This window comes from Arcicella sp. GW821-FHT09D11, from assembly GCF_059416265.1.
This window is the reverse complement of sequence record NZ_JBWKOV010000011.1, coordinates 82,091-106,778: the sequence shown is the minus strand read 5'-3', so window position 1 is coordinate 106,778 and position 24,688 is coordinate 82,091. Positions and strand designations below refer to the sequence as shown.

The 24,688-nt window shown below is 36.3% G+C and carries 22 protein-coding genes and 2 tRNA genes; 11 read left to right on the top strand and 13 right to left on the bottom strand.

The window, feature by feature from the left end:
- Positions 1-145: 145 nt before the first annotated feature.
- A tRNA-Ile gene (locus AC07N0_RS21085) sits at positions 146-219 on the bottom strand.
- 139 nt (positions 220-358) lie between these two features.
- On the opposite strand from AC07N0_RS21085, the gene AC07N0_RS21080 reads away from it, so the two are divergent.
- From AC07N0_RS21080 to AC07N0_RS21055, 6 genes are all read left to right on the top strand, one after another.
- Positions 359-772 carry a DUF4890 domain-containing protein gene (locus AC07N0_RS21080; protein ID WP_492801262.1) on the top strand — a complete coding sequence of 138 codons (414 nt, stop codon included), beginning with the start codon at positions 359-361 and terminating at the stop codon, positions 770-772.
- A gap of 261 nt (positions 773-1,033) precedes the next feature.
- Entirely contained in the window at positions 1,034-2,266 is a 1,233-nt protein-coding gene (locus AC07N0_RS21075) for an HD domain-containing protein (protein ID WP_494590871.1), read from the top strand.
- Positions 2,267-2,320: 54 nt separating this feature from the next.
- A complete protein-coding gene (gene lpxD, locus AC07N0_RS21070) occupies positions 2,321-3,355 on the top strand; it encodes a UDP-3-O-(3-hydroxymyristoyl)glucosamine N-acyltransferase (protein ID WP_492803637.1) in 1,035 nt (344 codons plus the stop codon).
- Entirely contained in the window at positions 3,348-4,742 is a 1,395-nt protein-coding gene (locus tag AC07N0_RS21065) for a bifunctional UDP-3-O-[3-hydroxymyristoyl] N-acetylglucosamine deacetylase/3-hydroxyacyl-ACP dehydratase (RefSeq protein WP_494590870.1), read from the top strand. Before lpxD ends, AC07N0_RS21065 begins: the two co-directional genes overlap by 8 nt.
- Positions 4,743-4,780: 38 nt before the next feature.
- The gene (lpxA, locus tag AC07N0_RS21060; protein ID WP_309922908.1) at positions 4,781-5,557 is read left to right on the top strand and encodes an acyl-ACP--UDP-N-acetylglucosamine O-acyltransferase; all 777 of its coding nucleotides are present in this window, start codon (positions 4,781-4,783) and stop codon (positions 5,555-5,557) included.
- Between the two features lie 75 nt (positions 5,558-5,632).
- The gene (locus AC07N0_RS21055; protein WP_494590869.1) at positions 5,633-6,253 is read left to right on the top strand and encodes an ABC transporter ATP-binding protein; all 621 of its coding nucleotides are present in this window, start codon (positions 5,633-5,635) and stop codon (positions 6,251-6,253) included.
- 51 nt (positions 6,254-6,304) lie between these two features.
- Here the strand turns inward: AC07N0_RS21055 and AC07N0_RS21050 are convergent, their stop codons facing one another.
- From AC07N0_RS21050 to AC07N0_RS21015, 8 genes are all read right to left on the bottom strand, one after another.
- Positions 6,305-7,087, bottom strand: a complete 783-nt coding sequence (locus AC07N0_RS21050; RefSeq protein WP_494590868.1) for a fatty acid desaturase — start codon at positions 7,085-7,087, stop codon at positions 6,305-6,307.
- Positions 7,088-7,330: 243 nt separating this feature from the next.
- A tRNA-Arg gene (locus AC07N0_RS21045) sits at positions 7,331-7,402 on the bottom strand.
- Between the two features lie 28 nt (positions 7,403-7,430).
- Positions 7,431-8,150, bottom strand: a complete 720-nt coding sequence (locus AC07N0_RS21040) for an RluA family pseudouridine synthase (protein WP_492801258.1) — start codon at positions 8,148-8,150, stop codon at positions 7,431-7,433.
- Positions 8,151-8,203: 53 nt separating this feature from the next.
- Positions 8,204-9,202 carry a PPK2 family polyphosphate kinase gene (locus AC07N0_RS21035; protein WP_494590867.1) on the bottom strand — a complete coding sequence of 333 codons (999 nt, stop codon included), beginning with the start codon at positions 9,200-9,202 and terminating at the stop codon, positions 8,204-8,206.
- A gap of 95 nt (positions 9,203-9,297) precedes the next feature.
- Positions 9,298-12,135, bottom strand: a complete 2,838-nt coding sequence (gene uvrA, locus AC07N0_RS21030; protein WP_494590866.1) for an excinuclease ABC subunit UvrA — start codon at positions 12,133-12,135, stop codon at positions 9,298-9,300.
- Between the two features lie 119 nt (positions 12,136-12,254).
- Entirely contained in the window at positions 12,255-12,881 is a 627-nt protein-coding gene (locus AC07N0_RS21025; RefSeq protein ID WP_309922926.1) for a hypothetical protein, read from the bottom strand.
- Positions 12,882-12,931: 50 nt separating this feature from the next.
- Positions 12,932-14,209 (bottom strand): hemolysin family protein, encoded by a 1,278-nt coding sequence (locus tag AC07N0_RS21020; protein WP_492801255.1) that lies wholly within the window; start codon positions 14,207-14,209, stop codon positions 12,932-12,934.
- A 161-nt stretch (positions 14,210-14,370) separates the two neighbouring features.
- The gene (locus AC07N0_RS21015; RefSeq protein ID WP_309922928.1) at positions 14,371-14,709 is read right to left on the bottom strand and encodes a winged helix-turn-helix transcriptional regulator; all 339 of its coding nucleotides are present in this window, start codon (positions 14,707-14,709) and stop codon (positions 14,371-14,373) included.
- A gap of 167 nt (positions 14,710-14,876) precedes the next feature.
- Here AC07N0_RS21015 and AC07N0_RS21010 point away from each other — a divergent pair, with 167 nt between their 5' ends.
- Both AC07N0_RS21010 and AC07N0_RS21005 read left to right on the top strand, forming a co-directional pair.
- Positions 14,877-15,227 (top strand): DoxX family protein, encoded by a 351-nt coding sequence (locus tag AC07N0_RS21010; RefSeq protein ID WP_494590865.1) that lies wholly within the window; start codon positions 14,877-14,879, stop codon positions 15,225-15,227.
- A 76-nt stretch (positions 15,228-15,303) separates the two neighbouring features.
- The gene (locus AC07N0_RS21005; protein WP_494590864.1) at positions 15,304-15,882 is read left to right on the top strand and encodes an NAD(P)H-dependent oxidoreductase; all 579 of its coding nucleotides are present in this window, start codon (positions 15,304-15,306) and stop codon (positions 15,880-15,882) included.
- Between the two features lie 53 nt (positions 15,883-15,935).
- On the opposite strand, the gene AC07N0_RS21000 is transcribed toward AC07N0_RS21005, so the two are convergent.
- The 3 genes from AC07N0_RS21000 to AC07N0_RS20990 all read right to left on the bottom strand — a co-directional run bounded on the left by AC07N0_RS21000 (position 15,936) and on the right by AC07N0_RS20990 (position 20,181).
- Entirely contained in the window at positions 15,936-17,261 is a 1,326-nt protein-coding gene (locus AC07N0_RS21000) for a sensor histidine kinase (protein ID WP_494590863.1), read from the bottom strand.
- 117 nt (positions 17,262-17,378) lie between these two features.
- Positions 17,379-18,746, bottom strand: a complete 1,368-nt coding sequence (locus tag AC07N0_RS20995; RefSeq protein WP_494590862.1) for a sigma-54-dependent transcriptional regulator — start codon at positions 18,744-18,746, stop codon at positions 17,379-17,381.
- A gap of 235 nt (positions 18,747-18,981) precedes the next feature.
- Complete coding sequence (locus AC07N0_RS20990; RefSeq protein ID WP_494590861.1) at positions 18,982-20,181, bottom strand: MFS transporter; 1,200 nt, start codon at positions 20,179-20,181, stop codon at positions 18,982-18,984.
- Positions 20,182-20,404: 223 nt separating this feature from the next.
- On the opposite strand from AC07N0_RS20990, the gene AC07N0_RS20985 reads away from it, so the two are divergent.
- The gene (locus tag AC07N0_RS20985; RefSeq protein ID WP_492801249.1) at positions 20,405-20,617 is read left to right on the top strand and encodes a hypothetical protein; all 213 of its coding nucleotides are present in this window, start codon (positions 20,405-20,407) and stop codon (positions 20,615-20,617) included.
- A gap of 38 nt (positions 20,618-20,655) precedes the next feature.
- Here AC07N0_RS20985 and uvrA (AC07N0_RS20980) read toward each other — a convergent pair whose 3' ends face one another.
- Positions 20,656-23,544, bottom strand: coding sequence for an excinuclease ABC subunit UvrA (gene uvrA / locus AC07N0_RS20980; RefSeq protein WP_494590860.1), 2,889 nt, complete (start codon positions 23,542-23,544; stop codon positions 20,656-20,658).
- Positions 23,545-23,744: 200 nt separating this feature from the next.
- Here uvrA (AC07N0_RS20980) and AC07N0_RS20975 point away from each other — a divergent pair, with 200 nt between their 5' ends.
- Both AC07N0_RS20975 and AC07N0_RS20970 read left to right on the top strand, forming a co-directional pair.
- Positions 23,745-24,308 (top strand): hypothetical protein, encoded by a 564-nt coding sequence (locus AC07N0_RS20975; protein WP_494590859.1) that lies wholly within the window; start codon positions 23,745-23,747, stop codon positions 24,306-24,308.
- 63 nt (positions 24,309-24,371) lie between these two features.
- Positions 24,372-24,617, top strand: a complete 246-nt coding sequence (locus tag AC07N0_RS20970) for a hypothetical protein (protein WP_492801246.1) — start codon at positions 24,372-24,374, stop codon at positions 24,615-24,617.
- Positions 24,618-24,688 lie beyond the last annotated feature (71 nt).

Sequence of the window (24,688 nt, the reverse complement as noted above, 5' to 3'; positions counted from 1 at the left end):
TATAAAAACAATGCCTAACCACTTTTAATAGAATACCTAACCCTTCATTATATATACAGTACCGTTTAGGCGTGTTATTTTATGAAAGTAAGATAGACGCCTAAACAAAAAAACTCATAATCGATTGATTATGAGTTTTTTATTGTGGGCCCACTTGGAATCGAACCAAGCACCTACTGATTATGAGTCAGTTGCTCTAACCGAATGAGCTATAGGCCCTACAAAGCTTTTAATTTCTTTGTGGTGCAAAATTAGATGTTTAAAAGCATTTTTACAAAATATCTTTTTAAAAAAACATTTAAACCTTTTCAAGTAGTAGTTATCTAAGACTTGTTTTTAAATATTAACTATCTCAGCAATGAAAAGGAAATTAATCTTCGCAGCGTGCTTAGTAGCCGCTACTTTTATGGTAAATGTTCAGACTTCTGTAGCCCAAAGTGCTGAAACACAAAATGGTGGTCAACAAGATATGACTCCTGAACAGAGAGTGGACAATCAATTAAAAAGATGGACTAAGGCTTTAAGTTTGACTACTGAGCAAGTAAATCAGGTTAAGCCTTTGTTGATGGAAAGAGCGACAAAAAGAGAGTCTTTAAGAAATGCAACTGATAGACGTGCTGCTATGCAAGAGTTACGCGACCTTACAAAGGCACAGGATGAAAAACTGAAAACTATTTTTACTGCTGAACAGCTTACTAAATATGCTGAACTACAAAATGAAATGAGAGACCGTGGTGGAAATGGCGGTGGTCGTAGAGATGGCAATAATTAAGTTTTTTAACGACTAAATAATTGAAAAAAATAGCGATGCAGGTTTTGTATCGCTATTTTTGTTGGTATGGTTCTTTGGGGATTTTTTTTGGATTGAGGACTTTAGGACTGGATGACTCTGAGACTAGAGGACACAAGACGCTAGACTTTTACCCTTAGCCCGTGACTTAAGTCACGGATTAGGAATAAAAGAAAAATTAAACCCTACACTTCAATTATTAGTTATTTATTCATCGCTCATTAATTCTCAACTAACAAATACATGAATAAACGTAAAATAGTTAATGACCCTGTTTATGGATTTATTAATATTTCGAGTGAATTAATTTTTGATTTGATTGAGCATCCTTATTATCAACGCTTAAGGAGAATCAAACAGTTAGGCATGGCAGAATATGTTTATCCAGGTGCTTTGCATACACGTTTTCATCATGCACTGGGGGCGATGTATTTAATGAACGAGGCCTTATCTACCCTAAAAAGCAAAGGACATGAAATTTCAGATGCAGAATGCGAATCTGCTCAAATTGCTATTTTACTGCATGATGTGGGTCATGGGCCATTTTCTCATGTACTAGAGTCTGTCATTTTAAATCATGTATCTCATGAGCATATTTCATTTTTGTTGATGGAGGAACTGAATAAGCAACTAGGCGGTGCTTTGACTTTAGCCATAAAGATGTTTACTGGCAATTATGAAAGGAAATTCTTTACGCAATTAATTTCAAGTCAGCTAGATGTTGACCGAATGGATTATTTAAACCGTGATAGTTTTTTTACGGGTGTACGCGAAGGCTTTATTGGTGCCGATAGAATTTTGAAAATGTTGGATATTGTCGACAACCAATTGGTCGTTGAGCAAAAAGGAATTTATTCTATTGAAAACTTTTTAACTGCCCGTCGATTGATGTATTGGCAAGTATATTTGCACAAAACCTCTATTTGTGCCGAAACAATGTTAATTCAAATCATTAAGCGAGCAAGAGAATTAATCAGGGCAGGCGAAAGCGTTTTTGCGACACCAGCCTTCATGGTTTTTTTACAAAAAGATGTAAGTCTAGATGATTTTGTTTCAGACAAATCTTATTTAGAAGCCTTTGCAGAAATGGATGATTATGACATTTGGGCTTGTGTAAAAATATGGGCAAAACATCCTGACAAATTGCTTTCTAATATCAGTAAAATGTTGTTAGATAGAGATTTATTCAAAATTCATATTTCAGACTCACCTATTGAACCATCTTTTCTTGAAAAAATTCAAATTGATTTATTAAGCCATCCTGGTGTAGAGGTAAGTGATTTACCTTATTTAATGATAGAAGGAAGCACCTCTAATGCTGCCTATGTATCTGGCAAACAGAACATTAATATCCTAACAAAAGACAAAAGAGTACTGGATATTGCAGAGGCTTCTGATTTACCTACAATAAAGGCATTAAGTAACATCGTCAAAAAATATTATATATGTTGGGCAAAGAATGTATATTTGCGGTAAAATATGTTAGGCGAAGCCGTCCAAAAACAAAACACAACGACCACCACCCTAAGAATGGAATTTACCGTTGAACAAATTGCTCTGATGCTAAATGGAGAAGTAAAGGGAGATAAAAGCCTTAAAATTAGCCAATTAGCCAAAATAGAAGATGGAACAGAAGGTTGTATTTCCTTCTTAGCGAATCTTAAATATGAGCATTTTTTATATACTACCCAAGCAACTGCTGTAATTGTTGACAAAACATTTGAGCCTAAAAAGGGCTATTCTCCTTCTTTAATCTTGGTTGAAAACGCATATTCGGCTTTTACTACACTTCTTCAAGAATATCAAAAAATCTTAGCAAATCAGAAAAAAGGCATTGAACAACCCTCATTTATCAGTAGTTCTGCTACAATCGGTGAAGGTGAATATGTTGGTGCTTTTAGTTATATTGCCAGTAATTGTAAAATTGGAAAAAACGTAAAAATATATCCTCACGTAACAATCTTAGAAGCAAGTATTATTGGTGACGACTGTACACTTTATTCAGGTGTAAAAATCTATCCAAATACACGTATCGGTAATCACTGTACTATCCATGCCAATGCAGTAATTGGTGCGGATGGTTTCGGCTTTGCACCACAGGCAGATGGCACTTATCAAACGATTCCTCAGTTAGGCAACGTTTTAATAGAAGATTATGTGAGTATTGGAGCAAATGCTACAATTGACCGTGCTACGATTGGCTCTACCATTATCAGAGAAGGCGTAAAAATTGATAATTTAGTTCAAATTGGGCATAATGTAGAAATCGGTAAAAACACGGTAATTGCTGCACAAACTGGCATCGCAGGCTCAGCAAAAATAGGTGCAAACTGTATGATTGGTGGGCAAGTGGGCATTAACGGACATATTAATATTCCCAACAAAACGATTGCATTAGGGCAATCGGGGATTTCTAAAGCTCCTAATAAAGAAGGAACGATTTTAAGCGGTACGCCAGCTACAGAAAACATAGACTACTTGAAAACACAGGCTCTTATTCGTAAACTTCCTGCTACAGAGAAACGATTGAGAGAAATAGAAAATAAGTTAAAAAGCAATGAATAACAAACAGCATACCATCAAAAAATCTGTTACGATGTCGGGGGTTGGCTTACACACTGGTGTTGTAGCTAATATGACGTTTTTGCCAGCACCGCCCAATCATGGATACAAGTTTCAAAGAACAGATTTACCAAATCAGCCCATTGCAGATGCTGACGTAGATCATGTAGTAGATGTTTCAAGAGGAACAACCATAGAACATAACGGAGCTAGAATTAATACCGTAGAACACGTATTAGCAGCAATGGTAGGCTGTCAGGTTGATAATGTTTTGATACAATTGGATGGCCCTGAACCACCAATAATGGATGGAAGTTCTATTAAATTTGTAGAAGCCATTTTAGAAACAGGTTTAGAGCAACAGGATGCTCATCGTAAATTTTTTGAAATTCCTTCTGAAATCAGGTATAAAGATGCTGAAAGAGGCGTTGAATTAGCCGCTTTACCTTTGAACGATTATCGTTTGACGGCAATGGTAGATTATAACTCAAAATTCTTGACAAGTCAGCATGCCAATTTAACGGCTATCAGCCAGTTTAATGAAAGCTTTGCTAAGTGTCGCACCTTCTGTTTTGTACATGAGCTAGAAGCTCTATACAAAGCTGATTTAATCAAAGGTGGTGATTTATCAAACGCTATCGTAATTGCTGACCGCGATTACTCTGAAGAAGAACTAAACCATTTAGCCATGGTTTTGGGCAAACCAAAAGTAAGTGTTTCTAAAGAAAAAGGTATTCTTAATAATTTAGAGCTATATTATAATAACGAGATGGCTCGCCATAAGTTATTAGATATGGTAGGAGATTTAGCCTTAGTGGGTCGCCCTATCAAAGCGCAAATCTTAGCAGCACGCCCAGGGCATGCAGCCAATGTAGAATTAGCGAAGAAAATCAAAAAGTTGATGTTAGAAACTGAGAAAAATAAAGTGCCTCAGTACGACCCAAAGCAACCCCCTATTTTCACTTTCGAGAGAATCTATCAATTACTTCCTCACCGTTATCCATTCCAAATGGTTGATAAAATCATTTACTTGGACGACCAAAGTGTAGTAGGTATTAAGAATGTAACCATGAATGAAAATTATTTCATGGGTCACTTTCCTAACAACCCTGTGATGCCGGGTGTTATGCAAGTAGAAGCAATGGCACAAACGGGTGGTATATTAGTGCTTAGTTCGGTACCAGATCCAGAAAACTACTGGCCATACCTAGTAGGAATTGAAAATTGCCGTTTCAGAAAAAGCGTAGTACCGGGCGATACGGTGGTTTTTAAATGTGATTTATTAGCCCCTATCAGAAGAGGTATTGCAAAAATGCACGGGGTAGCGTATGTAGGCGGACAAGTAGTTTGTGAAGCCGACATGACAGCTAGCTTAGTAAGAAAGAGTTAATTATTACGAATAATTATTCGTTGTTATCAATAAAAAATATGACACAACCCTTAGCGTACATACACCCCGACGCCAAACTTGCTCAAAATGTGGTCGTAGAACCTTTTACGGTGATTCATCAAAACGTGGAAATTGGTGAAGGTAGCTGGATTGGTTCAAACGTAACAATTTTTCCTGGGGCAAGAATTGGTAAAAATTGTCGTATTTTTCCGGGTGCCGTAATATCTGCTATTCCACAAGACTTAAAATTTCAAGGAGAAGAAACACTTGCCATCGTAGGTGATAATACTACAATTCGTGAATGTGTAACGTTAAACAGAGGTACTGTTGATAAATATAAAACTCAAGTTGGTAAAAATTGCTTGATTATGGCCTATTGCCATATCGCTCATGATTGTATCATTGGCGACAATGTAATTATTGCTAATAATGTACAGATGGCTGGACACGTAGAAGTGGGCGATTTTGCTCGTTTTGGTGGTACTGCCGCAGTACATCAGTTCGTGAAAATCGGGAAACATGTAATGATTTCGGGTGGTGCTTTGGTAAGAAAAGACATTCCCCCTTATACAAAATCTGCTCGCGAGCCACTTGGTTATGTAGGCATTAATTCAGTAGGATTAAGAAGAAGTGGTTTTTCGGAAGAACAAATCTCGCAAATTCAAGAAGCATACAGGTATATCTATTTGAAGAATCTGAATACATCTGATGCCCTTACTCAGATTGAAATTAATCTTCCTGCTTCTTCTGAACGTGATGAAATTGTCAACTTTATCCGTAATTCAGAAAGAGGTATCATGAAAGGTCTTTCATAATATTTATAAAAGGTTGATAATTGCTTTCTTGAAAGAATCTATTATCAACCTTTTTATTTAATCAAAGCATAACCCTTGAATATCAACGCTCAAAATCTCGGTAAAAAGTTTAGAAATGAATGGATTTTCAGAAAGCTAACGCTGGAATTTCAGACGGGTAATTCATATACTTTTACGGGAGCAAATGGTAGCGGGAAATCTACTTTATTACAAGTACTTTCAGGATTTATGCCTCATACTGAAGGCAATGTTGTTTTTCAAGAAGAAGATAAAATTCTTGAAATCGACCATTTTTATCAACATATCAGCATTACAGCTCCATATTTAGAATTGATAGAAGACTTCACCCTTAGCGAACTACTAGCTTTTCATACTAAATTTAAGCCTCTAAGAGATTCCTTCACTATCAATCAATTCATTGATTTTATTGAATTGCCCCAAGCTAAGAATAAAGAAGTAAAATATTTTTCGTCTGGCATGAAGCAAAGAGTAAAATTAGGGCTTTCCTTCCTATCTGACTGCGAGATTTTGATGCTTGACGAACCAACATCCAATCTTGATAATAACGCAGTGAATTGGTACCTAAAAAACGTGCAGGAGTATTCACAAAATCGTTTATTATTTATCTGTTCCAATCAGCCTTCAGAATACGAATTCTGTGATAAGGTTTTTAATATTCATGATTTTAAGGGGTAAATATCATGGTAATACGTTTAACATGTCTGACTAACAAACAATAGTAGTAAATTAGAATGTTTGCTTCTTTTCTATTTCAGGAAATGTCTGATCAATTCGTTTAGCAAGTTCAGGTAATTTAATGGTTGGCACAGCAGGAAATAAATGATGTTCTAAATGATAGAACATACTAAATGTCAGCTTGTTTTTCCAACTATCTCTTTGAGTTCTTGCAAATTCAGGGCTGTCGTGGGTGTCATGATGAACCGTCCAGACTGCAAAGAATGACATCAAAAACTCTCCGATAATCATAATAATAATATGGTAGATTAGAAAATCAATTCTATAATAGAATACAAGACAAACAAAAATTGCAATAGAAATAAGTTCAATAAGCACGTTTTGTATGTAATTTTTATTGCCAAGTTTGAGCGTGATTTTGTGAATGAGAAATACATGTATTGGCCCATATAAAATTGCCCCATACCAAGTCATTGCTGCTGATTTTCCTTCGTAATCCTCTTCCTCAAGACAGTATTTATGGTGTCTTATATGATTAAATTTAACGGCATGGATGGAAACAACCATTAAAATGCTATTAAGATATAAAGAAAGCCAAGTCAAAAACTTATTTGTACCCAACGAATTGTGGAATCCATTATGTACTTGCCTAAGTCCTGTTAAGAAAAAGAATGCTGAAAATGGTAAAGCAAGAAGATAATAATCAAAATATGCGAGCGATAGAGATATAATCAACCAAGGAATAGTAAGGTTATTTTCAATCAACATCTCTTTGATAGACAAACTTCTTAAATCTCTCCATTCGACCTTTTTTAATATCTCCTGATGTGTCATTGCAGTGTTATTAAGTATGTGTAAATAAATTCCAATTTAATAAACTATTCTGAAAGACAGTACTTTGTTTTATTACTTATTTATTCTATTCTAAGCTTTTTTTAAATAGTTTTCTTCCTTATAGACTTTAGGTTGCTTATACTTAATATGAACAAAATGCATGAAGCGGAATTATTGTTGCTTTTGTTAATTTAGATAAAGCCATAAAACACAAAGCCACTTTACTTTTGTAAAGTGGCTTTGTGACCCCGGAAGGAATCGAACCTTCATCTTAGGTACCGGAAACCTACATTCTATCCATTGAACTACGGAGCCAAGTGTCTTGAATCAGACGGGCGCAAAATTACGAAAACTTCTCTAACTGCTTTACCAAAACCTCAAAATCTTTCGGATAAGGAGCTTCTATCTTGATAATCTCTTCATTTAATAATTTGAATGTTAACGAACGAGAATGGAGGGCTACTCTTTTCATTAAAGGAAGTTCGTCTGTATCTTTTTTTAGGTTAAATTTTCTTTTTAAATCAGATAAGTAAATGTATTCTCCGCCATAAGTTGGGTCACAAACGATAGGAGCTTTTAAACATACTAAGTGAATCCTGATTTGGTGCATTCTACCTGTTACAGGCATACATTCTACTAAAGTATGGTTACGATATACTTTAATGGTATTGAAAATTGTCTCCGCTTCTTTCCCTTTCTGACGGTCTATCATTACTTGGGTACCATCTCTTTTCTGAGCGATGGGTAAATACACCGAAATCATTTCAAAATCATGAGCACCATTTACTACAGCATGGTAGCGTTTTTCTACCTGACGGTGTTCAAACTGCATGGCCAAGTGGCGATAGGCGGCTGGATTTTTAGCAATAGCCAATACACCAGAAGTCTCTTTGTCTAAACGGTGAGCCAGTTGAGCATCATCTGAGTATTCTTTGGCTAAACGCAAGATACTCTGCGAGTTATCCGCTTGTCGTTCGTCTAGTGAAGCAATGTATGGAGGTTTGTTGATAACAATATAATCGTCGTTCTCAAATATAATTAAGTCCTTGAAATTCAGTCGCATGGTAATCTTTTTGTCTTTAAGCCTGCAATTTACCAAAATTGTTTCACATTAGCTTATCCATTTTGTTGCTCGATTACTTTAATGAGTTGCTCCAAGGTAGCTTGTCGGGCTTCATCTGCTGCTGGATATTTCATATCAATCGACTTGAGATGATGTAAAATAATACTACTAACAATCAATCGCATATTCTTTTTATCATCCGCTGGAATCACGTACCAAGGTGCATATTTCGCTGCGGTTTGGTTGACCATTTCTTCATAGGCGGATTGGTAATCATTCCAAAAATCACGTTCTTTTACATCGCCCTCTTCAAATTTCCAGTTTTTAGTAGGGTCTTGAATACGCTCAATTAAGCGTTCTCCTTGTACTTTTTTAGAAACATTTAGGTAAATCTTCAACACAATTGTACCATTTCTGTTGAGATACTTTTCATAATTACGAATGTCTTCATAACGATGCGCCCATACTTTATCTAAATCATTCGTAAACTCCGTTGGTATTTTTTCACTATTAAGCAATATCTCAGGATGGACTTTCACCACCAATAATTCTTCGTAATAAGAACGGTTATGAAAAACCATTTTCCCTCTTTCTGGCATCTTCAGCATATTTCGCCACATGAAATCATGGTCTAACTCTTCTGTAGTTGGTCTTTTGAAGCTATGTACCGCAATACCCGCAGGATTTACCCCCGAAAGCACTGCTCTTATCGTTCCATCTTTACCTGCCGCATCCGAAGCCTGTAACATAATCAACATCGCATAACGGTTATCAGCATACATCAAACTCTGGAGTTTGTCAATCTTATCTTTTATCTCCGCTATCAGTAGTTCATACTGTTCCTCAGATTCGTAAAAATCCTTGATTTTGGTAGGTGTCTTTTTGATTTTAAATTTCTTATCTCCGTTATACTCAAAATCTTTGATGTCTATTTTCATGATTGTTTTTGGTAAAATTGTTTGTCTACTGAAATGATTTTCAAGCGGGCTTTCGCCGTGGGCTGTGTCTTCACAGTCCACCACACAAACGATTTCTCTTGAAATTATTTTCAACAGGCAAGATATTTAATACTTCGACATTGTGGGCTGTTAGGACACAACCCACGGACAAATAGTTTATAAAATAATTATACCATTAAACTATTCACTCAAGCCAATTCTTCCTTCAAAAATCTAGCCGTATGGCTTCCTTTTACTTTGGCTACTTGTTCGGGTGTGCCTTCGGCAATAATTGTTCCGCCTTTTTGTCCACCTTCAGGCCCAACATCAATGATATGGTCTGATACCTTGATAACATCTAAATTATGTTCGATAATCAATACCGTATTGCCTTTATCTGCCAAACGGTCTAGTACTTCCATCAACGCTTTAATATCTTGAAAATGTAACCCTGTCGTTGGTTCGTCCAAAATATACATGGTTTTACCTGTATCTCTTTTAGAAAGCTCCTCCGCTAATTTTACTCGTTGTGCTTCTCCCCCAGAAAGCGTAGTTGCTTGTTGACCAATAGTGATATAGCCCAAGCCTACTTCTTTTAACATCTGTACTTTACGAGAGATTTTTGGCTGATTTTCAAAGTATTCTACGGCTTGCTCTACTGTCATGTCTAATACATCAGCAATGGATTTCCCTTTGAAACGAACTTCTAAGGTTTCACGATTGAATCGTTTTCCTTTACAGGTTTCACAGGCAACATGAACATCTGGCAAAAATTCCATTTCAATCTTTTTCATCCCCGCTCCTTCGCAATCTTCACAACGTCCACCTTTTACATTAAAACTGAATCGCCCTGCTTTATACCCTCGAATCTTTGATTCTGGCAATTCTGCAAAAAGGGTACGAATATCTGTAAACATTCCTGTATAGGTAGCAGGATTCGAACGTGGCGTTCTACCAATCGGCGACTGGTCTACTTCTATCACTTTATCCAAATGTTCTAACCCTTCTACCGATTTATGAGGCATTGGTTCGCGTTTGGCATTGAAAAAATGGCGATTTAAAATAGGATACATGGTATCGTGAATCAAAGAAGATTTCCCCGAACCACTTACGCCTGTCACAGAAATCATCTTACCGAGGGGCAATTTCAAGGTAACATTTTTTAAATTATTCCCTGTTGCTCCTTTAATTATCAAGAAATTACCATTGCCTTTTCTGCGTTGTTTAGGCACTTCAATACCTATTTCTCCGCTCAGAAATTTAGCCGTTGTTGAATTGTTCTTTAAGAATTCTTCTGGTGTTCCTTGTCCAACGATTGAACCTCCATGACGACCAGCTCCTGGACCGATATCCACCACATAGTCGGATGCCAACATCATGTCTTTATCATGCTCAACTACCAAAATAGAATTACCCAAATCACGTAAATCTTTTAAGGCTTGAATCAACTTTACGTTATCACGTTGGTGCAAACCAATGCTTGGTTCATCCATGATATATAATACATTGGTCAGTTGTGTACCAATCTGTGTAGCCAAACGAATACGCTGTGCCTCGCCACCAGACAACGTTCTTAATGAACGATTAAGCGTTAAATATTCCAAGCCTATGCCCGTTAAGAAGCCTATTCGTTTTCTGATTTCTTTCAGAATTTCTTTAGCAATAACGTTTTGACGCTCGTTCATGCGTGCTTCCAACCCTACAAACCATTCTGCTAGTTCAGCAATATCCAATTCCGCCAATTGGGCTATATTTTTATGGTCTATTTTAAAATGCAGAGATTCTTTTTTCAATCGTAAACCTTTGCAATCTGGACAAGTATTTACGACCATAAAATCCTTTAACCATTCTTGTATTTTCTCAGAGCCTGTCTCTTGCTGACGTTTCAAGAAAACTATAATACCTTCGTACTTGGTATTCCAGTCTGTTCCTTCATATTTTTTTGAGGGTACAGGTACGGGTTCATCGGTGCCATACAACATAATCTTGATGGCCTCCTCAGGAAATTTTTCTAGGGGCGTAGCCAAGCTTACCTTAAAGGGTTTTAGCAGTACTTCTAATTGTTTGAAAATCCACATATCGCGGTATTCTCCTAAAGGTGCAATCGCTCCTTTATTGATACTAAGGGTTCTGTCTGGCAAAATAGAATCTTCGGTAATTTCTTCTACTTTCCCCAAACCTTGGCAAGTCGGGCACCAACCATAAGGCGAGTTAAAAGAAAAATTATTAGGCGAGGGTTCGTCATAAGAAACCCCAGAAATAGGGTCCATCAAATACTTTGAAAAATTGCGAACTTCGCCTTTTTCATCATGCGTCATCATCAAGCCTTTCCCTTGATTCAATGCCGTTTGAACGGATTGTGATAAACGGAAACGTTCTTCGGTTTTTACCACAATTCTATCTACTACAATCTCAATATCATGAATCTTAAAGCGGTCGAGTTGCATTTTGGGCTGAATATCCATCACCACTCCATCGACTCTTACTTTTGTATAACCCAATTTGGCAATCTGTACAAAGAGTTCACGGTAATGCCCTTTTCTACCTTTTACGACAGGGGCTAGAAGAATCAATTTTTGGTCTTGATAATCATGTAAGATTACTTCAATGATTTGGTCGATAGACTGCTTAATCATTCTTTCGCCCGTTACATAACTAAAAGCCTCCGCAGCACGAGCATACAATAAACGCATAAAATCGTAAATCTCGGTAACAGTGCCGACCGTCGAACGTGGGTTTTTAGAAGTCGTTTTCTGCTCAATAGAAATAACAGGAGAAAGCCCATTGATTTTATCTACGTCGGGGCGTTCCATATTACCTAAAAAACTACGGGCATACGCCGAAAAGCTTTCCATATAACGACGTTGCCCTTCTGCATAAATAGTATCAAATGCCAGTGAAGACTTTCCAGAGCCTGAAATGCCAGTGAAGACTACTAGTTTATTACGAGGAATGATTAAATCTATATTTTTAAGGTTATGTTCTCTAGCACCGAGAATTTCTATTTGTTCATAACCAGTAATATCTGAATGTTTGTTGTTGGGCATAATGTTTTAAAATCGTGATATGAATTTAACACGTAAAGCAATAGTAAAGTTACCAAAAAAGCCCATGTTTTTGACATGGGCTCGATTTTGTTATTTTGCTTTTTATCAAGTTGTGCGTGTTATCTTTCTATCGCATCAATTGTTTTGATAATCCTGTATTTTATTCCTTGTAGTTTTACATCTGAGTTTTTACTCGACATTCTATCCAGAATACTGTATACATTATCTTTTTCTAAATAATTGAACCCTCTTAGTCCTACCTTTTTTCCTTTAGGAATAAACTTCTTTACATCTTCATCTTCGAATAATATATAGTTTTTAAGGATGTGGATGTCTTTGGGTAATGCTTTTATATTTGTCTCGAAATCTTCTGTAAATGATGCAATCGGTGATGGCTTTTTGCCTTTTTCAAAGATAGGAAAAGCATAAAAACCTACGATGTAGTTCTTTTTATCTTCCCAGTTTTTAGCTTTGATAAATACAATTTTTACCAATTTTGCATTTTCTTTGTCAGGTGTTTTTGTCCATAATTGTGGCAGCAACCCTGCATAATAGTCATTTTCATCTGTCGGATATACTTCATGAGCAAAATTCAATGAAGTATAGGTGATGCCATGCTCTTTGGTGAATCCAAAATTTGAATTTTTCAAATCCTCTTCGGTAGACTCCGCTTGCCATTGATTAGAATTCCAATCAACTGTCGCCAGAATACCAAAGTACTTTTCTGCAATAATTTTATTTGTCATATTTTCTTTTAATTATTTGTAGGTAGCTGTAGAAACAGTTTTCTAGGCAATCAGCTTTCAGTATTCATTTTCACCAAAACCTTATCCAACTTAGCACCATCCATATCAATGATTTCAAAAATCAGATTTTGCCAAATGATAGTATCACCTTGCTGAGGAATTTGCCCTAACTCATTCAATAAAAGTCCTGCTAACGTATTAAATGGATATTCGCTAATGTATTCACTCAATTCAAAATATTGAAGGAAATCTGCCAAAGGGTATTGTCCATCTACTAGCCAAGTACCATCCGCTCGATGGTCTAGGCGATAGCCTTCATGATCAAAGTCAGAAACGTTCCCTACTAGCGATTCGAGCAAATCATTAAGCGTTACAATACCCTGTGTTTGCCCATATTCATCAATCACAATTCCATAATGTACCCTACTATCCTTGAATCGTTGCATGGCCTGATAGGCCGAAGCTGTTTCCATGATAAACTGTGGTGCTTGCAAATAGGCTTGTAAATTAAAATCAGGTTTGCTTAAAGGTAAAAACAAGTCTTTGAGCCTAACAATACCTATGATATGGTCTTTATCTTTATCATAAACAGGATATAGCGAATGTAACTCTTCGCTGACAACCTCCACAATCCGTTCTGCTGAATAAGACAGTTTTATAAATACTAAGTCATTGCGGTGAGTCATCAAAGAAGACACATTCCTATCACCCAAACTAAATACTCTGCCTACAATATCCTGTTCCATTTCGTGTACCTCGCCACTGTCTGCTCCCTCCTGTACGATTGCCTTAATTTCCTCCTCGGTTACTTTACTATCTGTAGATGGCTTGATATTAAGTATTTTAATCAATAAATCAGAAGAAAAAGTAAGTAACCAAACAAACGGTGAAGTAATTAAAGAAAGAATATTCATGGGGCGTGCTACCGCCTTAGCAATAAATTCAGGATTTGTAAGTCCAATACGTTTGGGTACTAATTCACCAAAAACTAATGAAAAATATGTAATTAATAATACAACAATGGCAACGGCAATAGTATGTTGATAGGGGGCTAATAAAGTAAATTGAGCTACAAATGCTTGAATATCGTTAGTTACTTTTTCTCCACTGAAAATACCCGTTAAAATACCAATCAACGTAATACCTATTTGAACGGTAGAGAAAAATCTGTTTGGGTCGTTGGCAATATCTAAAGCAATTTTGGCATTACTGTCTCCTTTCTTAGCAGAAGCCTCAAGCCTCGCTTTTCGAGAAGAAACCAATGCTATTTCAGACATCGAGAAAATACCATTTATTAAAATTAAAACAAAAATGATAAGGAGTTCCATAATTTGGGAATGAGAGTAGGCTGAATGCTTGCTTTTAAGACTACCTATTGTGTGTTATATATCTTCTAAAGTTAAAGATTAATAGACAAATTTATAGCTAATATCATGAATATTGGTTGTTATTTGCCATGAAGGGTTACGATATATGTTTTATACCTACATTATTTTCCCATGATTACTTTTCGGTGCGCTAAACCCCAATGATATAATTCGTCCATAAGTTTCTGAATGGACATACCATGCGCTGTAATTGAGTATTCTACTGTTGGCGGAAAAGTATCGAAAACCTCTCTTTTTATCAATTTATTCGCTTCTAACGTTTTCAATTCTTTGGAAAGCATTTTATCCGTAATGCCATAAACTTCTTTTGATATTTGCGTAAAACGCTTATTCCCTGTTGATAGAGATAGCATTATTAGCAATTTCCATCTACCTTCTAATGCTTCTAAAGCATCTTTGATAGCAAGTACATTCTGAGGGCATCCTTCCCGTGTCAGCATTTTATTTTTCGTTGTCTCTTTTATCTTATTGCGTTACTATCCGTTTGGATAGTGCTATCCAAACGGATAGTACTATACCAAGGATAGTAAATGTAACTAATTTTGGTCGATTATTAACCGATAAAATTAAGATGAATAAAACAACACGCATTTTTTCCATTATACTAATGGCGATTCCTTCTATAGTACTTATCATGGGCGGAGTAATGAAAATTATTGGAGCAGAACCCGAATCTGTGATGCAATTTTTAACCAAAATGGGCTTTGGTAATTACATCACTGTCCTTGGCCTAACTGAATTAATCATTGCTGGATTATTCATGTATCCTAAAACCAACAAAATAGGGTTCTTATTAGCCAGCTGTTACTTTGCGGGAGCTTTGTGTTTAGAAATAGCTGGGGGACAGGTCATCGCCTCTTCCATTTTCTTGGCTATTCTTTGGATTGGAATGTTTTTAAGGAATAAGGAAGTGTTCCTATCAGTACCTATTATTTATCCTTCAAAGACTTCTGAATAGTTTACAAAAATCATTTTTTTATCCGACAAATGTCCTTTCTACAAAGTTAGACACAGCCCAACTTTGTAGAAAAAACATGAAACAAGTATTAATTATTAATGGGCATCCTGATAAGGAAAGCTTCAACTATGCATTGGCAAATGCTTACAAAGAAGGACTTAGCAAAACCGATGTTGAGATGACGGAAATTAATATCCAAGATTTGAATTTTAATGTTAATCTTCAACATGGTTACAGGCAACGTGTTGAGTTAGAACCCGACCTGTTAGACGCCATTGAAAAGATAAAAAATGCTAATCATATCGTTTGGGTTTTCCCGATGTGGTGGTATGGTTATCCTGCCCTTATGAAAGGCTTTATTGATAGGACATTTTTGCCAGGGATTACTTTTGAATTTGTTGAAGGAAGTCCATTTCCTAAAAAACTATTGAAGGGAAAAACTGCAAGAATTATCATTACTGCGGATACTCCACGGTGGTATGACTGGCTATTTATGCGAAGCCCAGCCCTCAATCAATTCAAAAAAGGAACGCTTGAATTTTGTGGTATCAGTCCAGTAAAAGTGACTTATATTGCCCCAATAAGATATTCAACACCTGATTTTCGTGAGAAATGGTTGAAAAAAGTGTATAATTTGGGGATGAAGGGAGCTTAATTTATTAATGCTATTATACTAAAAACAGTCTCAAATAAACTAATTACTCTTTATTAAAACGACAACCTAAAAGCTGTTCCCTGTCCTTCTACTGAATTGACAGTGATACTTCCCTTATGCAATGCCATGATTTGTTTTGATAAACTTAGACCAATACCCGAACCATTGGTTTTGGAAGTGAAAAACGGTACAAAGATTTTATCCATTAATTCAGCCGACATCCCAATTCCATTATCTTTTACTTCAATCACTACTTTATCTTGTTGGTTGAGGTAAGCTCCTATTTCGATTTTGGGATTAGCTGATTCTTTTACGGCATCTATGGCATTAATCATTAAATTAATAATTACTTGTTCTATCAAAGCCAAGTCGCCTTCTATTTGTAAATCAAAATCTTTTAAAATGACATCAAATTCTATATTTTTCTGTTCTATTTGGTTTTCAAGCAGAATTTCTACGCTTTCAAATAAATCTCTGATATAAAAAACTGAAAAAGACGTAATAGAAACCTTGGCTAGTTGTCGGTAAGTATCGGCAAATTTCAATAAGTTAGCACTCCGTTTTTTGATGGTCGAAATTCCTAAAGTAATATCTTCTAGCAATTGTGCATTGTTAGCATTTTGACCTTTTTTCAATCTTCCTTCCATCGTTTCAGCCAAAGAGGCAATCGGTGCTACAGAATTCATGATTTCGTGGGTCATTACTCTCAATAATTTCTGATAAGCCTGTGCTTCGGTATCTTCAATGGCTTCGTTAACATTCTGGAAAGCAATCAAATGTGTTAACTTTCCATCATTTAGAAAGGTGGTTTTGGCTAACAACACTTGCTTCTGGTCTATTTTTACTAATTGATTTTCGCCACTATTTAAAGAACTAATAGCCTGAAAAACATAAAGATTTCGCTTTTCTAAGGAAGATATATTTCTTAAATAAGGAATACTTAACATCCTTTTGAATGCCTCATTCATCCAACCTACTTCGCCGTTTTGGTCGTAAGATAGAATTCCTGTATCCACTAATTCTAAGATTTTTTGGAGGTATTGATATTGTTCTTCGCGTTCAGACGACAGTTGTTTAAACGTTCCGTTTATCTGATTGAATGCCCTGCGGAGTTGTCGTACAGAAACAGGGGCATTTTTTTCAGCAAATTGCAAAGAAAAATCTCGGTACTGAACGGCTTCTATAAATTGAGTAAGTTCGGTATTGGTTTTATTGATGAATTGTACAAAACTCAGGATTTGAAAAAACAGTACTAAACCGATGAAAAACAATAGGGTAAATTTTTCATTAACAATACAAAATGCCGCTAAAGTAATACTTGCCAACAGCAAAAGTACCCTTAGCGTCAGACTGACTTCATAGCGATTGAGTTTGAACATAAAATTGTAAATAAATAGCTATGAGCACTAAGCCTTGAGCTATGAGATTTTATTACTGATTGCTCATATTAAAATATGTATCCGAAAGCTCAAAGCTGACCACTCACCGCTCAAAACTCATATATCATATTTCCCTAACCTACGGTATAAGGCTGTGCGGGTTAAACCTAGTTCTCGAGCAGCTTTGGTGATATTTCCGTCATGCCTTTCTATAGCCTTCAAGATAGTTGATTTTTCCATTTCATCTATCCGTAAGGTATTGCTTTCGTTAACAATACTGATTGGATTTTCTATCGAAGAACTCAAATCTAAATCACGAGCCGTTAATACTTGTTCGTCCGACATGATTACTGCTCGCTCAATAGCATGTTGTAACTCACGGATGTTCCCTGGGAAAGCATATTTACGCAATTTTTCTTTTGCTTTATCATCTATCTCACGGAGGTTTTTATGATATTGTTGTGCGTATGATTTGGTAAAATATTCGGCTAATATTACTACATCGTCCCCACGGTTACGAAGCGGAGGTAACGTAATTTCGATGGTATTCAATCGATAAATTAAATCTTTACGGTATTGATTCTGTGCAGACATTTCCTTGATAGGGGCATTAGTTGCAGAAATCAAGCGAATATCAATAGGTACTGGAGCGTTGGTACCCAAACGGGTTACTTCACGGTTTTGTAAGACCGTCAGCAATTTGGCTTGCTGTGGCAAAGAGATATTCCCGATTTCATCTAAAAACAACGTGCCTTTATTGGCTGATTCAAAACGACCAGCACGGTCTTCTCGTGCATCTGTGAAAGCTCCTTTTTTATGTCCAAATAGTTCAGATTCAAATAAACTTTCAGTCAACGAACCTAAATCAGCATGAACAAAAGGTTTACCTGCTCTTAATGATTTTTGATGAATCAATTTAGCTACTTCGCCTTTTCCTGTTCCGTTTTCACCGAAAATCAGGATATTGGCATCGGTTGGAGCAATTTTTTCAATTTTATAGAAAATATCCTGCATGGCCTCACTTTTACCAAGTAACGAGTTGGTACTTATCGGAGATGCAGTTTTTTTGTTTTTATTTGAGATGGGATTTTCTAAAGCTGATTTTTCAAGGGCTTCCTCAATCGTAACCAATAGCTTTTCGTTCCTCCAAGGTTTTAATACAAAGTCTGTCGCTCCTTCTTTTACTGAACGCACTGCCAAATCAATATCTCCATAGGCTGTAATCATTATTACGGCCACAGATTTATTAATTTCTCTAATTTTCCTAAGCCAGAAAATACCTTCGTTCCCAGTATTGAGCGAGCTTTTATAGTTCATATCCAACAGAATCAAATCGAACTGGGTTTGTGCCAATAATGATTGAATACGTTCTGGATTTTTCTCGGTAACGATTTCTTTTACTTCTGGTCGAAGCAACATTTTAACAGCAATCAGTACGTCTGGGTCATCGTCGATGGCTAATATTTTGGCGTTTTTTAGAGACATATTAAATTTATTTAGCGGTATTTTGAAAAAGCTTTGAGCTGTCAGACTTGAGCTATGAGCTTTTAGTCGTCGACTGTCGCTTTTTTGCTATTTTAGAGCACAACTTTACTTTTGTCAACGACTGAAAGTCGAATGCTAAAGACCTAAAGCTGATAACAGAAAACTGAAAGCTGATAGCTCAAAGCTAACACCTTACTCAAAGATACAATATTGCCCCTAAAGGTTGCATCAGATTTTATTTCAATCGTCTCAAATAAATAAAACCTAATGTCGACAGCATACAAAAGCTACCCATTACATACCATAAAGTAGTAAATCCAAAATGTTCGGCTAATTGAGCCCCAATCGTTGGCGAGGAAATTTGTGCAAAAGAATAACACATAGAATACATCGCAATATATTGCCCACGATTAGATTCATCTGACCGTTCTATCGAAAAACTCTGCATAAATGGCATCGCAAACATTTCTCCAACGGTATTCAAAATAATAGAAATCCAGAGAACGCTTACGGCAAAATAAACATTGAATATCCAAAATGAAAAAGCCGTCAATAATGTACCTATTGCAATCAGGTTTGTTTTCAAAAACTTACCATCTAATTGATGTACCAATATCATTTCTATGAATGCAATCATTAAGCCATTACAAACCATCAATAATCCGATTTGAGACTCAGGCAAATGATACACCTTTCTAAAATAGAGGGGTTCTAAGCTAAACAATTGAAAAAATGAAATGGCATAGAGCGTAACACAAAGAGCAAAAAACCAATATACAGTATCACGGTAAGGTGAGCGTACTACAGGTTTTTCTATCGTCATTTCACTCGTTTCATGGCTTACTTTTATAGGTACCTTCAGCAATAATTTCAATAGCATAGCTGCTACGATACACGTAATGCCATCTGCCCAAAAAAGTAAATCATAATCTATTTCAGCAAGAATCCCTCCTATTCCTCCGCCAATAGACCAGCCCAGATTGATAGCCAGACGATTCAAAGAAAAAGAACGAGTACGATTTTGAGGTTCACTATAATAGGCTAATGCGGCAGCGTTGGCAGGTCGAAAGCTATCGCCCAATGTAGTAAAAATAAATACGCCTACACAAATAGCATAAAAACTAGTAAGGTGCATTAGCACCAGTAACATAATACCAGCAAATAGTAGACTAAAAAACTGGATGTAATAAAAACCTATTTTATCGGTAAGTCTTCCGCCCAAGAAAGTACCACACAAAGCCCCTACCCCATACACTGCCATGATAATTCCAGCATCTGCTACGCTATAATGAAGCTTCTGTGTTAAATATAATGATAGAAAAGGCAAGACCATCGTCCCGCTTCTGTTTACAAACATTACTCCCGACAGCAACCATACCGACTTGGGCAAACCTAAATAAGCATTTCGATAGAGTTGGATAGATTTAGCAAACATTATGGGTAAACAATTTGTTATAGTGCGATTTTGATATTAAAAAAACAAAAAATAGGACGATTTCAATAGCATTTTTAGGTTAAAAAAGAAAAACAGGGTTGTTTGGCAAAAAAAAATGGCGAAAAATCATTTTTCTTTCAAACAAAAATATTAACTTATGTTCATAATTAACGACTCTTACTTCTCTTGAATACGTAATTTACTTTAGCCACCCTTAAATTCGATGAACAGAAAACCACTTTTACTAAAGGTCGATTCAATTGAAGCCTTAGTGACAAACATCGCCGAAGAGTTATTAAAAGGACAGAACACTTATAAATCTGAAACCGACGCACTAAAACGAAAGATTAAAATTGGGATGTTAAGAACGATTACGTATCAAGAACTAATCCGACATCGACAACAATTATCATCTAACCACCAACGTAGTTATTAGTTTTTTTATCTTACCGCCATAAGATTAAAAAAACATCATTACGAAAGCTTTTGCTTTAAAAAATCAGCGGTGTAATTTCCTTCTAATTTCACCATCTGTTCGGGTGTTCCTTCAAAGGTAACAAACCCACCTTTTTCACCACCTTCTGGGCCTAAATCAATGATATAATCAGATGATTTTATCACTTCCATGTTATGCTCAATAATAATGACCGAATCGCCTTGTTCCACCAATGCGTTGATGGCCTTTAGTAATTTTTTAATATCATGGAAGTGTAACCCAGTGGTAGGTTCATCAAAAATAAAAAGTGTTTTTCCTTTATTTGGATTGCCTTTGCCTAAGAAACTCGCTAGTTTTACTCTTTGGGCTTCTCCGCCTGATAATGAATTAGACGACTGCCCCAATTTCACATAGCCTAGCCCTACTTCCTGTAAAGGCAATAGTTTGTCGGCTAATTTTGGTTGATCTTTTCTGAACAATTCAATGGCTTCATCAACGGTCATGTCCAACAAATCGGCGATGTCCTTATCATTGAATTTGATGTCTAAAATTTCTTGTTTAAAACGTTTTCCTCCGCACGACTCACACTTCAGTTTTACATCTGCCATAAACTGCATTTCTATCGTCACAAAGCCCTCACCTTGGCAGGTTTCACAACGTCCCCCTTCTACATTGAACGAAAAATGGGCAGGTTTATACCCTCTGGCTTTGGCAACAGGTTGCTCAGAATACAATAAGCGTATTTGGTCATAAGCCTTCACGTAGGTCACAGGATTAGAGCGAGACGATTTACCAATTGGATTTTGGTCAACCATTTCTACAGCCTCAATCTTGCCTATACTTCCGCTAATTTCTGCATATTTTCCTGCTTCGTCTGTATAAGTACCTAAATGACGCCCAAGGGCTGGATATAATATTTTTCGGATTAACGTAGATTTCCCTGACCCACTTACGCCCGTCACAGCAATCAAAATGCCTAAAGGGAATTTCACATTTACGTCTTTGAGATTATTTTCATAAGCTCCTTTTACTTCAATAAAGCTTGTAGATTTTCTGCGGAATTTCGGCACTTCAATCGTATCTCTACCCGTCAGAAAATTAATTGTATGCGAAAATCCAGCATCTGGATTCGCCTTTGCATCAATATCATTGATGGTTTCCCAGTTTCCTTGAAAAACCAATTTTCCACCATTACTTCCCGCATCAGGGCCAATATCTATAATCTGGTCGGCAGCACGCATTACTTCTTCTTCATGTTCAACCACAATAACGGTATTGCCCATATCTCGTAATGATTCCAGCACAGATACTAATCTCTGTGTATCTCGTGGATGTAATCCAATAGAAGGTTCATCTAGGATATACATTGAGCCTACCAAAGCACTTCCTAACGATGTTGCTAATTTAATGCGTTGGAACTCACCTCCAGAAAGAGTTGACGATAATCTGTTAAGGGTTAAATAACCTAACCCTACTTTCTCCATATATTCCAAACGAGTTTCAATTTCTATCAAAATTCGTTTAGAAACGCCATATTGATAATCGGGCAAATCAAGATTTTGAAAGAAATCGCTTACATCACTCAAAGGCATCAGTACCAAATCGATGATTGATTTACCTGAAATTTTCACATACCCTGCATCTTTTCTTAAGCGAGACCCTTTACAGTCTGGACAAGTAGTACGCCCACGGTAACGCGACAACATTACCCTGTACTGAATTTTGTGCGTTTCTTTTTCCAACATCGCAAAGAAATCATTCAGTCCATGGAAATATTCATTGCCAGTCCAAAGTAATTCTTTTTGTTCGTTGGTTAAATCTTTATAAGGACGATGGATAGGAAAATCAAACTTTGTGGCATTTTTCAACAATGGTACCAACCATTCGCTCATTTTTTCAGTTCGCCAAGGGGCTATTGCACCTTCATAAATAGAAACGCCTTTGTCTGGAATAATCAAGTCGGGGTCTAGTCCCAATATTCTCCCAAAACCCTCACAACGCTTACAAGCACCATAGGGATTGTTAAAACTGAGGAGATTTAAAGAAGGTTCTTCAAAAACTAATCCGTCGGCCTCGAAGCGGTCAGAGAATGTTTTAGTTTCGTCACCAATAATTTCGATAAAGCAAGTACCATTTCCTTCAAAAAAAGCTGTCTGTACAGAATCCGACAAACGGAACTGTGTTTCCTCGTCGGGTTGACTGTCAGCTTCTTTTTTAATGACTACACGGTCAATCAGAATTTTATAATTATTACTAAATAAATCTATGGCAGGCAGATTTTTGAGTGCCGTTTTATCATCCAAAAGTTCTTCTAGAAATTTGGTTTCGCCATCAATCACAATACGCGTATAGCCTTTTTGAAGTAAAATTTTCATTTCTTCAGCCAACTTCCTTCCCTCTTTTAAATACAAGGGCGAAAGCACCATTACTCTTTGTCCTTCTTCTTTGGTAAACAAATAATTGACAACATCTGTAACGGTATCTTTTCTTACTTCATTTCCAGAAATAGGAGAATAAGTAATGCCTATTCTAGCAAAAAGTAGTTTTAGGTAGTCATATATTTCGGTAGTAGTTCCTACGGTAGAGCGTGGATTTTTACTCGACACTTTTTGTTCAATGGCGATAGCAGGAGAAATGCCTTTGATGTAATCAACATCAGGTTTTTCCATTCTTCCCAAGAACTGACGCGTATAGGCACTTAAACTTTCTACATACATCCGTTGCCCTTCTGCAAAGAGGGTATCAAAAGCCAAGGACGATTTCCCCGAACCCGACAAGCCCGTAATCACTACTAGTTTATTGCGAGGAATGGCAACATCTATATTTTTTAAGTTGTTTACTCTTGCCCCTTTGATAATGATATTACGTTTGGGGTCAAGGTCTTCAAAAGCGATATGATTCTGGTCGATGATTTCGGTATTATTCATGAAACAAAGATAAGGAATTCTAGTTTGCTAAAATTTGCATTAAGGTCATCAAGTAATCAGAAAAGACAAAAAAATGAACCTCCTTATAATCAGACACGTTTTCTAAAAAGATTGTTTCGTGCTTTACAAGAAAATAGCTAATCTTTGCGTTAAATTAGCGGATTCTATCAATGTTTCTAAGAAACTAATAAATTATAACCATGCAAAAATTACTTTTCATTATTCTAATTTCTATAACTGCTTATACCACTTCTTTTTCACAAGCTCCTGTTGTTATCAAACAAGATAGTTCTGTTCGGGATTTAGACGAAGAACAAGATGTAAGAGATTTACCTTTCAGACAAAGACTTAAATTTGGAGGAGGCCTCAATGGCTTGCAGTTTGGTACCCCAACAGTTATTGGAGTTTCACCAATGGTAGGTTATCAAGCTACTAATGATTTTATTGTTGGCTTTGCTCTCGACTACCAGTATTATAAAGCATACAGCGTATCTCAGAATCAATATGGGCCACGTGTTTTTGGACAATATCGTTTACATTTTTTAGATAATATTGCTTCAAATATGTTTGCTCAGGCAGAAGTACAAAAATATTATTATAAATACTCGGGAACGTCTTATGAGTTTCCTATTCAAACTTTAGCAGGTATTGGCTTTGGTTTTGGAGGTTTCCAAATTACTGCTTTGTATAATTTGACTTACGATAAATTTAATTCTCCTTATGGAAGTCCGTTAGTACTTAGAGTGGGTGGCTTTTTCTTTTAATGCATTAATGATATAATAAGAAATAATATAAGGCGGGTTTTGAATCCGCCTATTTTTTTGACAATGGAAAATAAGAAATCGGTTTTTGATAAACTTCGTCCTCTTTTATTATCAACGGTTGTAGCTATCTTGTCTTTATTTATTGTAGTTGAGGCTATCCTAATCGCCTTTTTAATTTATATTTGGTATGCAGACCCAGCCAATAATTCTTCAAACCATATTGAAGAAGGTATCATTGCTTTAATTATTTTAACCCTTCTGACTTATGTGATGAAGGTTAGATTTAGTAAATTGGTTGAGAAAAAATAATAGGGATTTTTACCCGCTGATTTACGGAGATTGTAGAAGCTTATGTGATATTTACTAATCTGCATCATGAG

Bases quoted from the DNA above. Each gene is read 5' to 3' on its own strand.
- AC07N0_RS21080 (WP_492801262.1), top strand. From the start codon at position 359: ATGAAAAGGAAATTAATCTTCGCAGCGTGCTTAGTAGCCGCTACTTTT.
- AC07N0_RS21075 (WP_494590871.1), top strand. From the start codon at position 1,034: ATGAATAAACGTAAAATAGTTAATGACCCTGTTTATGGATTTATTAAT.
- lpxD (WP_492803637.1), top strand. From the start codon at position 2,321: ATGGAATTTACCGTTGAACAAATTGCTCTGATGCTAAATGGAGAAGTA.
- AC07N0_RS21065 (WP_494590870.1), top strand. From the start codon at position 3,348: ATGAATAACAAACAGCATACCATCAAAAAATCTGTTACGATGTCGGGG.
- lpxA (WP_309922908.1), top strand. From the start codon at position 4,781: ATGACACAACCCTTAGCGTACATACACCCCGACGCCAAACTTGCTCAA.
- AC07N0_RS21050 (WP_494590868.1), bottom strand. From the start codon at position 7,087: ATGACACATCAGGAGATATTAAAAAAGGTCGAATGGAGAGATTTAAGA.
- AC07N0_RS21040 (WP_492801258.1), bottom strand. From the start codon at position 8,150: ATGCGACTGAATTTCAAGGACTTAATTATATTTGAGAACGACGATTAT.
- uvrA (WP_494590866.1), bottom strand. From the start codon at position 12,135: ATGCCCAACAACAAACATTCAGATATTACTGGTTATGAACAAATAGAA.
- AC07N0_RS21025 (WP_309922926.1), bottom strand. From the start codon at position 12,881: ATGACAAATAAAATTATTGCAGAAAAGTACTTTGGTATTCTGGCGACA.
- AC07N0_RS21020 (WP_492801255.1), bottom strand. From the start codon at position 14,209: ATGGAACTCCTTATCATTTTTGTTTTAATTTTAATAAATGGTATTTTC.
- AC07N0_RS21015 (WP_309922928.1), bottom strand. From the start codon at position 14,709: ATGCTGACACGGGAAGGATGCCCTCAGAATGTACTTGCTATCAAAGAT.
- AC07N0_RS21010 (WP_494590865.1), top strand. From the start codon at position 14,877: ATGGCGATTCCTTCTATAGTACTTATCATGGGCGGAGTAATGAAAATT.
- AC07N0_RS21005 (WP_494590864.1), top strand. From the start codon at position 15,304: ATGAAACAAGTATTAATTATTAATGGGCATCCTGATAAGGAAAGCTTC.
- AC07N0_RS21000 (WP_494590863.1), bottom strand. From the start codon at position 17,261: ATGTTCAAACTCAATCGCTATGAAGTCAGTCTGACGCTAAGGGTACTT.
- AC07N0_RS20995 (WP_494590862.1), bottom strand. From the start codon at position 18,746: ATGTCTCTAAAAAACGCCAAAATATTAGCCATCGACGATGACCCAGAC.
- AC07N0_RS20990 (WP_494590861.1), bottom strand. From the start codon at position 20,181: ATGTTTGCTAAATCTATCCAACTCTATCGAAATGCTTATTTAGGTTTG.
- AC07N0_RS20985 (WP_492801249.1), top strand. From the start codon at position 20,405: ATGAACAGAAAACCACTTTTACTAAAGGTCGATTCAATTGAAGCCTTA.
- uvrA (WP_494590860.1), bottom strand. From the start codon at position 23,544: ATGAATAATACCGAAATCATCGACCAGAATCATATCGCTTTTGAAGAC.
- AC07N0_RS20975 (WP_494590859.1), top strand. From the start codon at position 23,745: ATGCAAAAATTACTTTTCATTATTCTAATTTCTATAACTGCTTATACC.
- AC07N0_RS20970 (WP_492801246.1), top strand. From the start codon at position 24,372: ATGGAAAATAAGAAATCGGTTTTTGATAAACTTCGTCCTCTTTTATTA.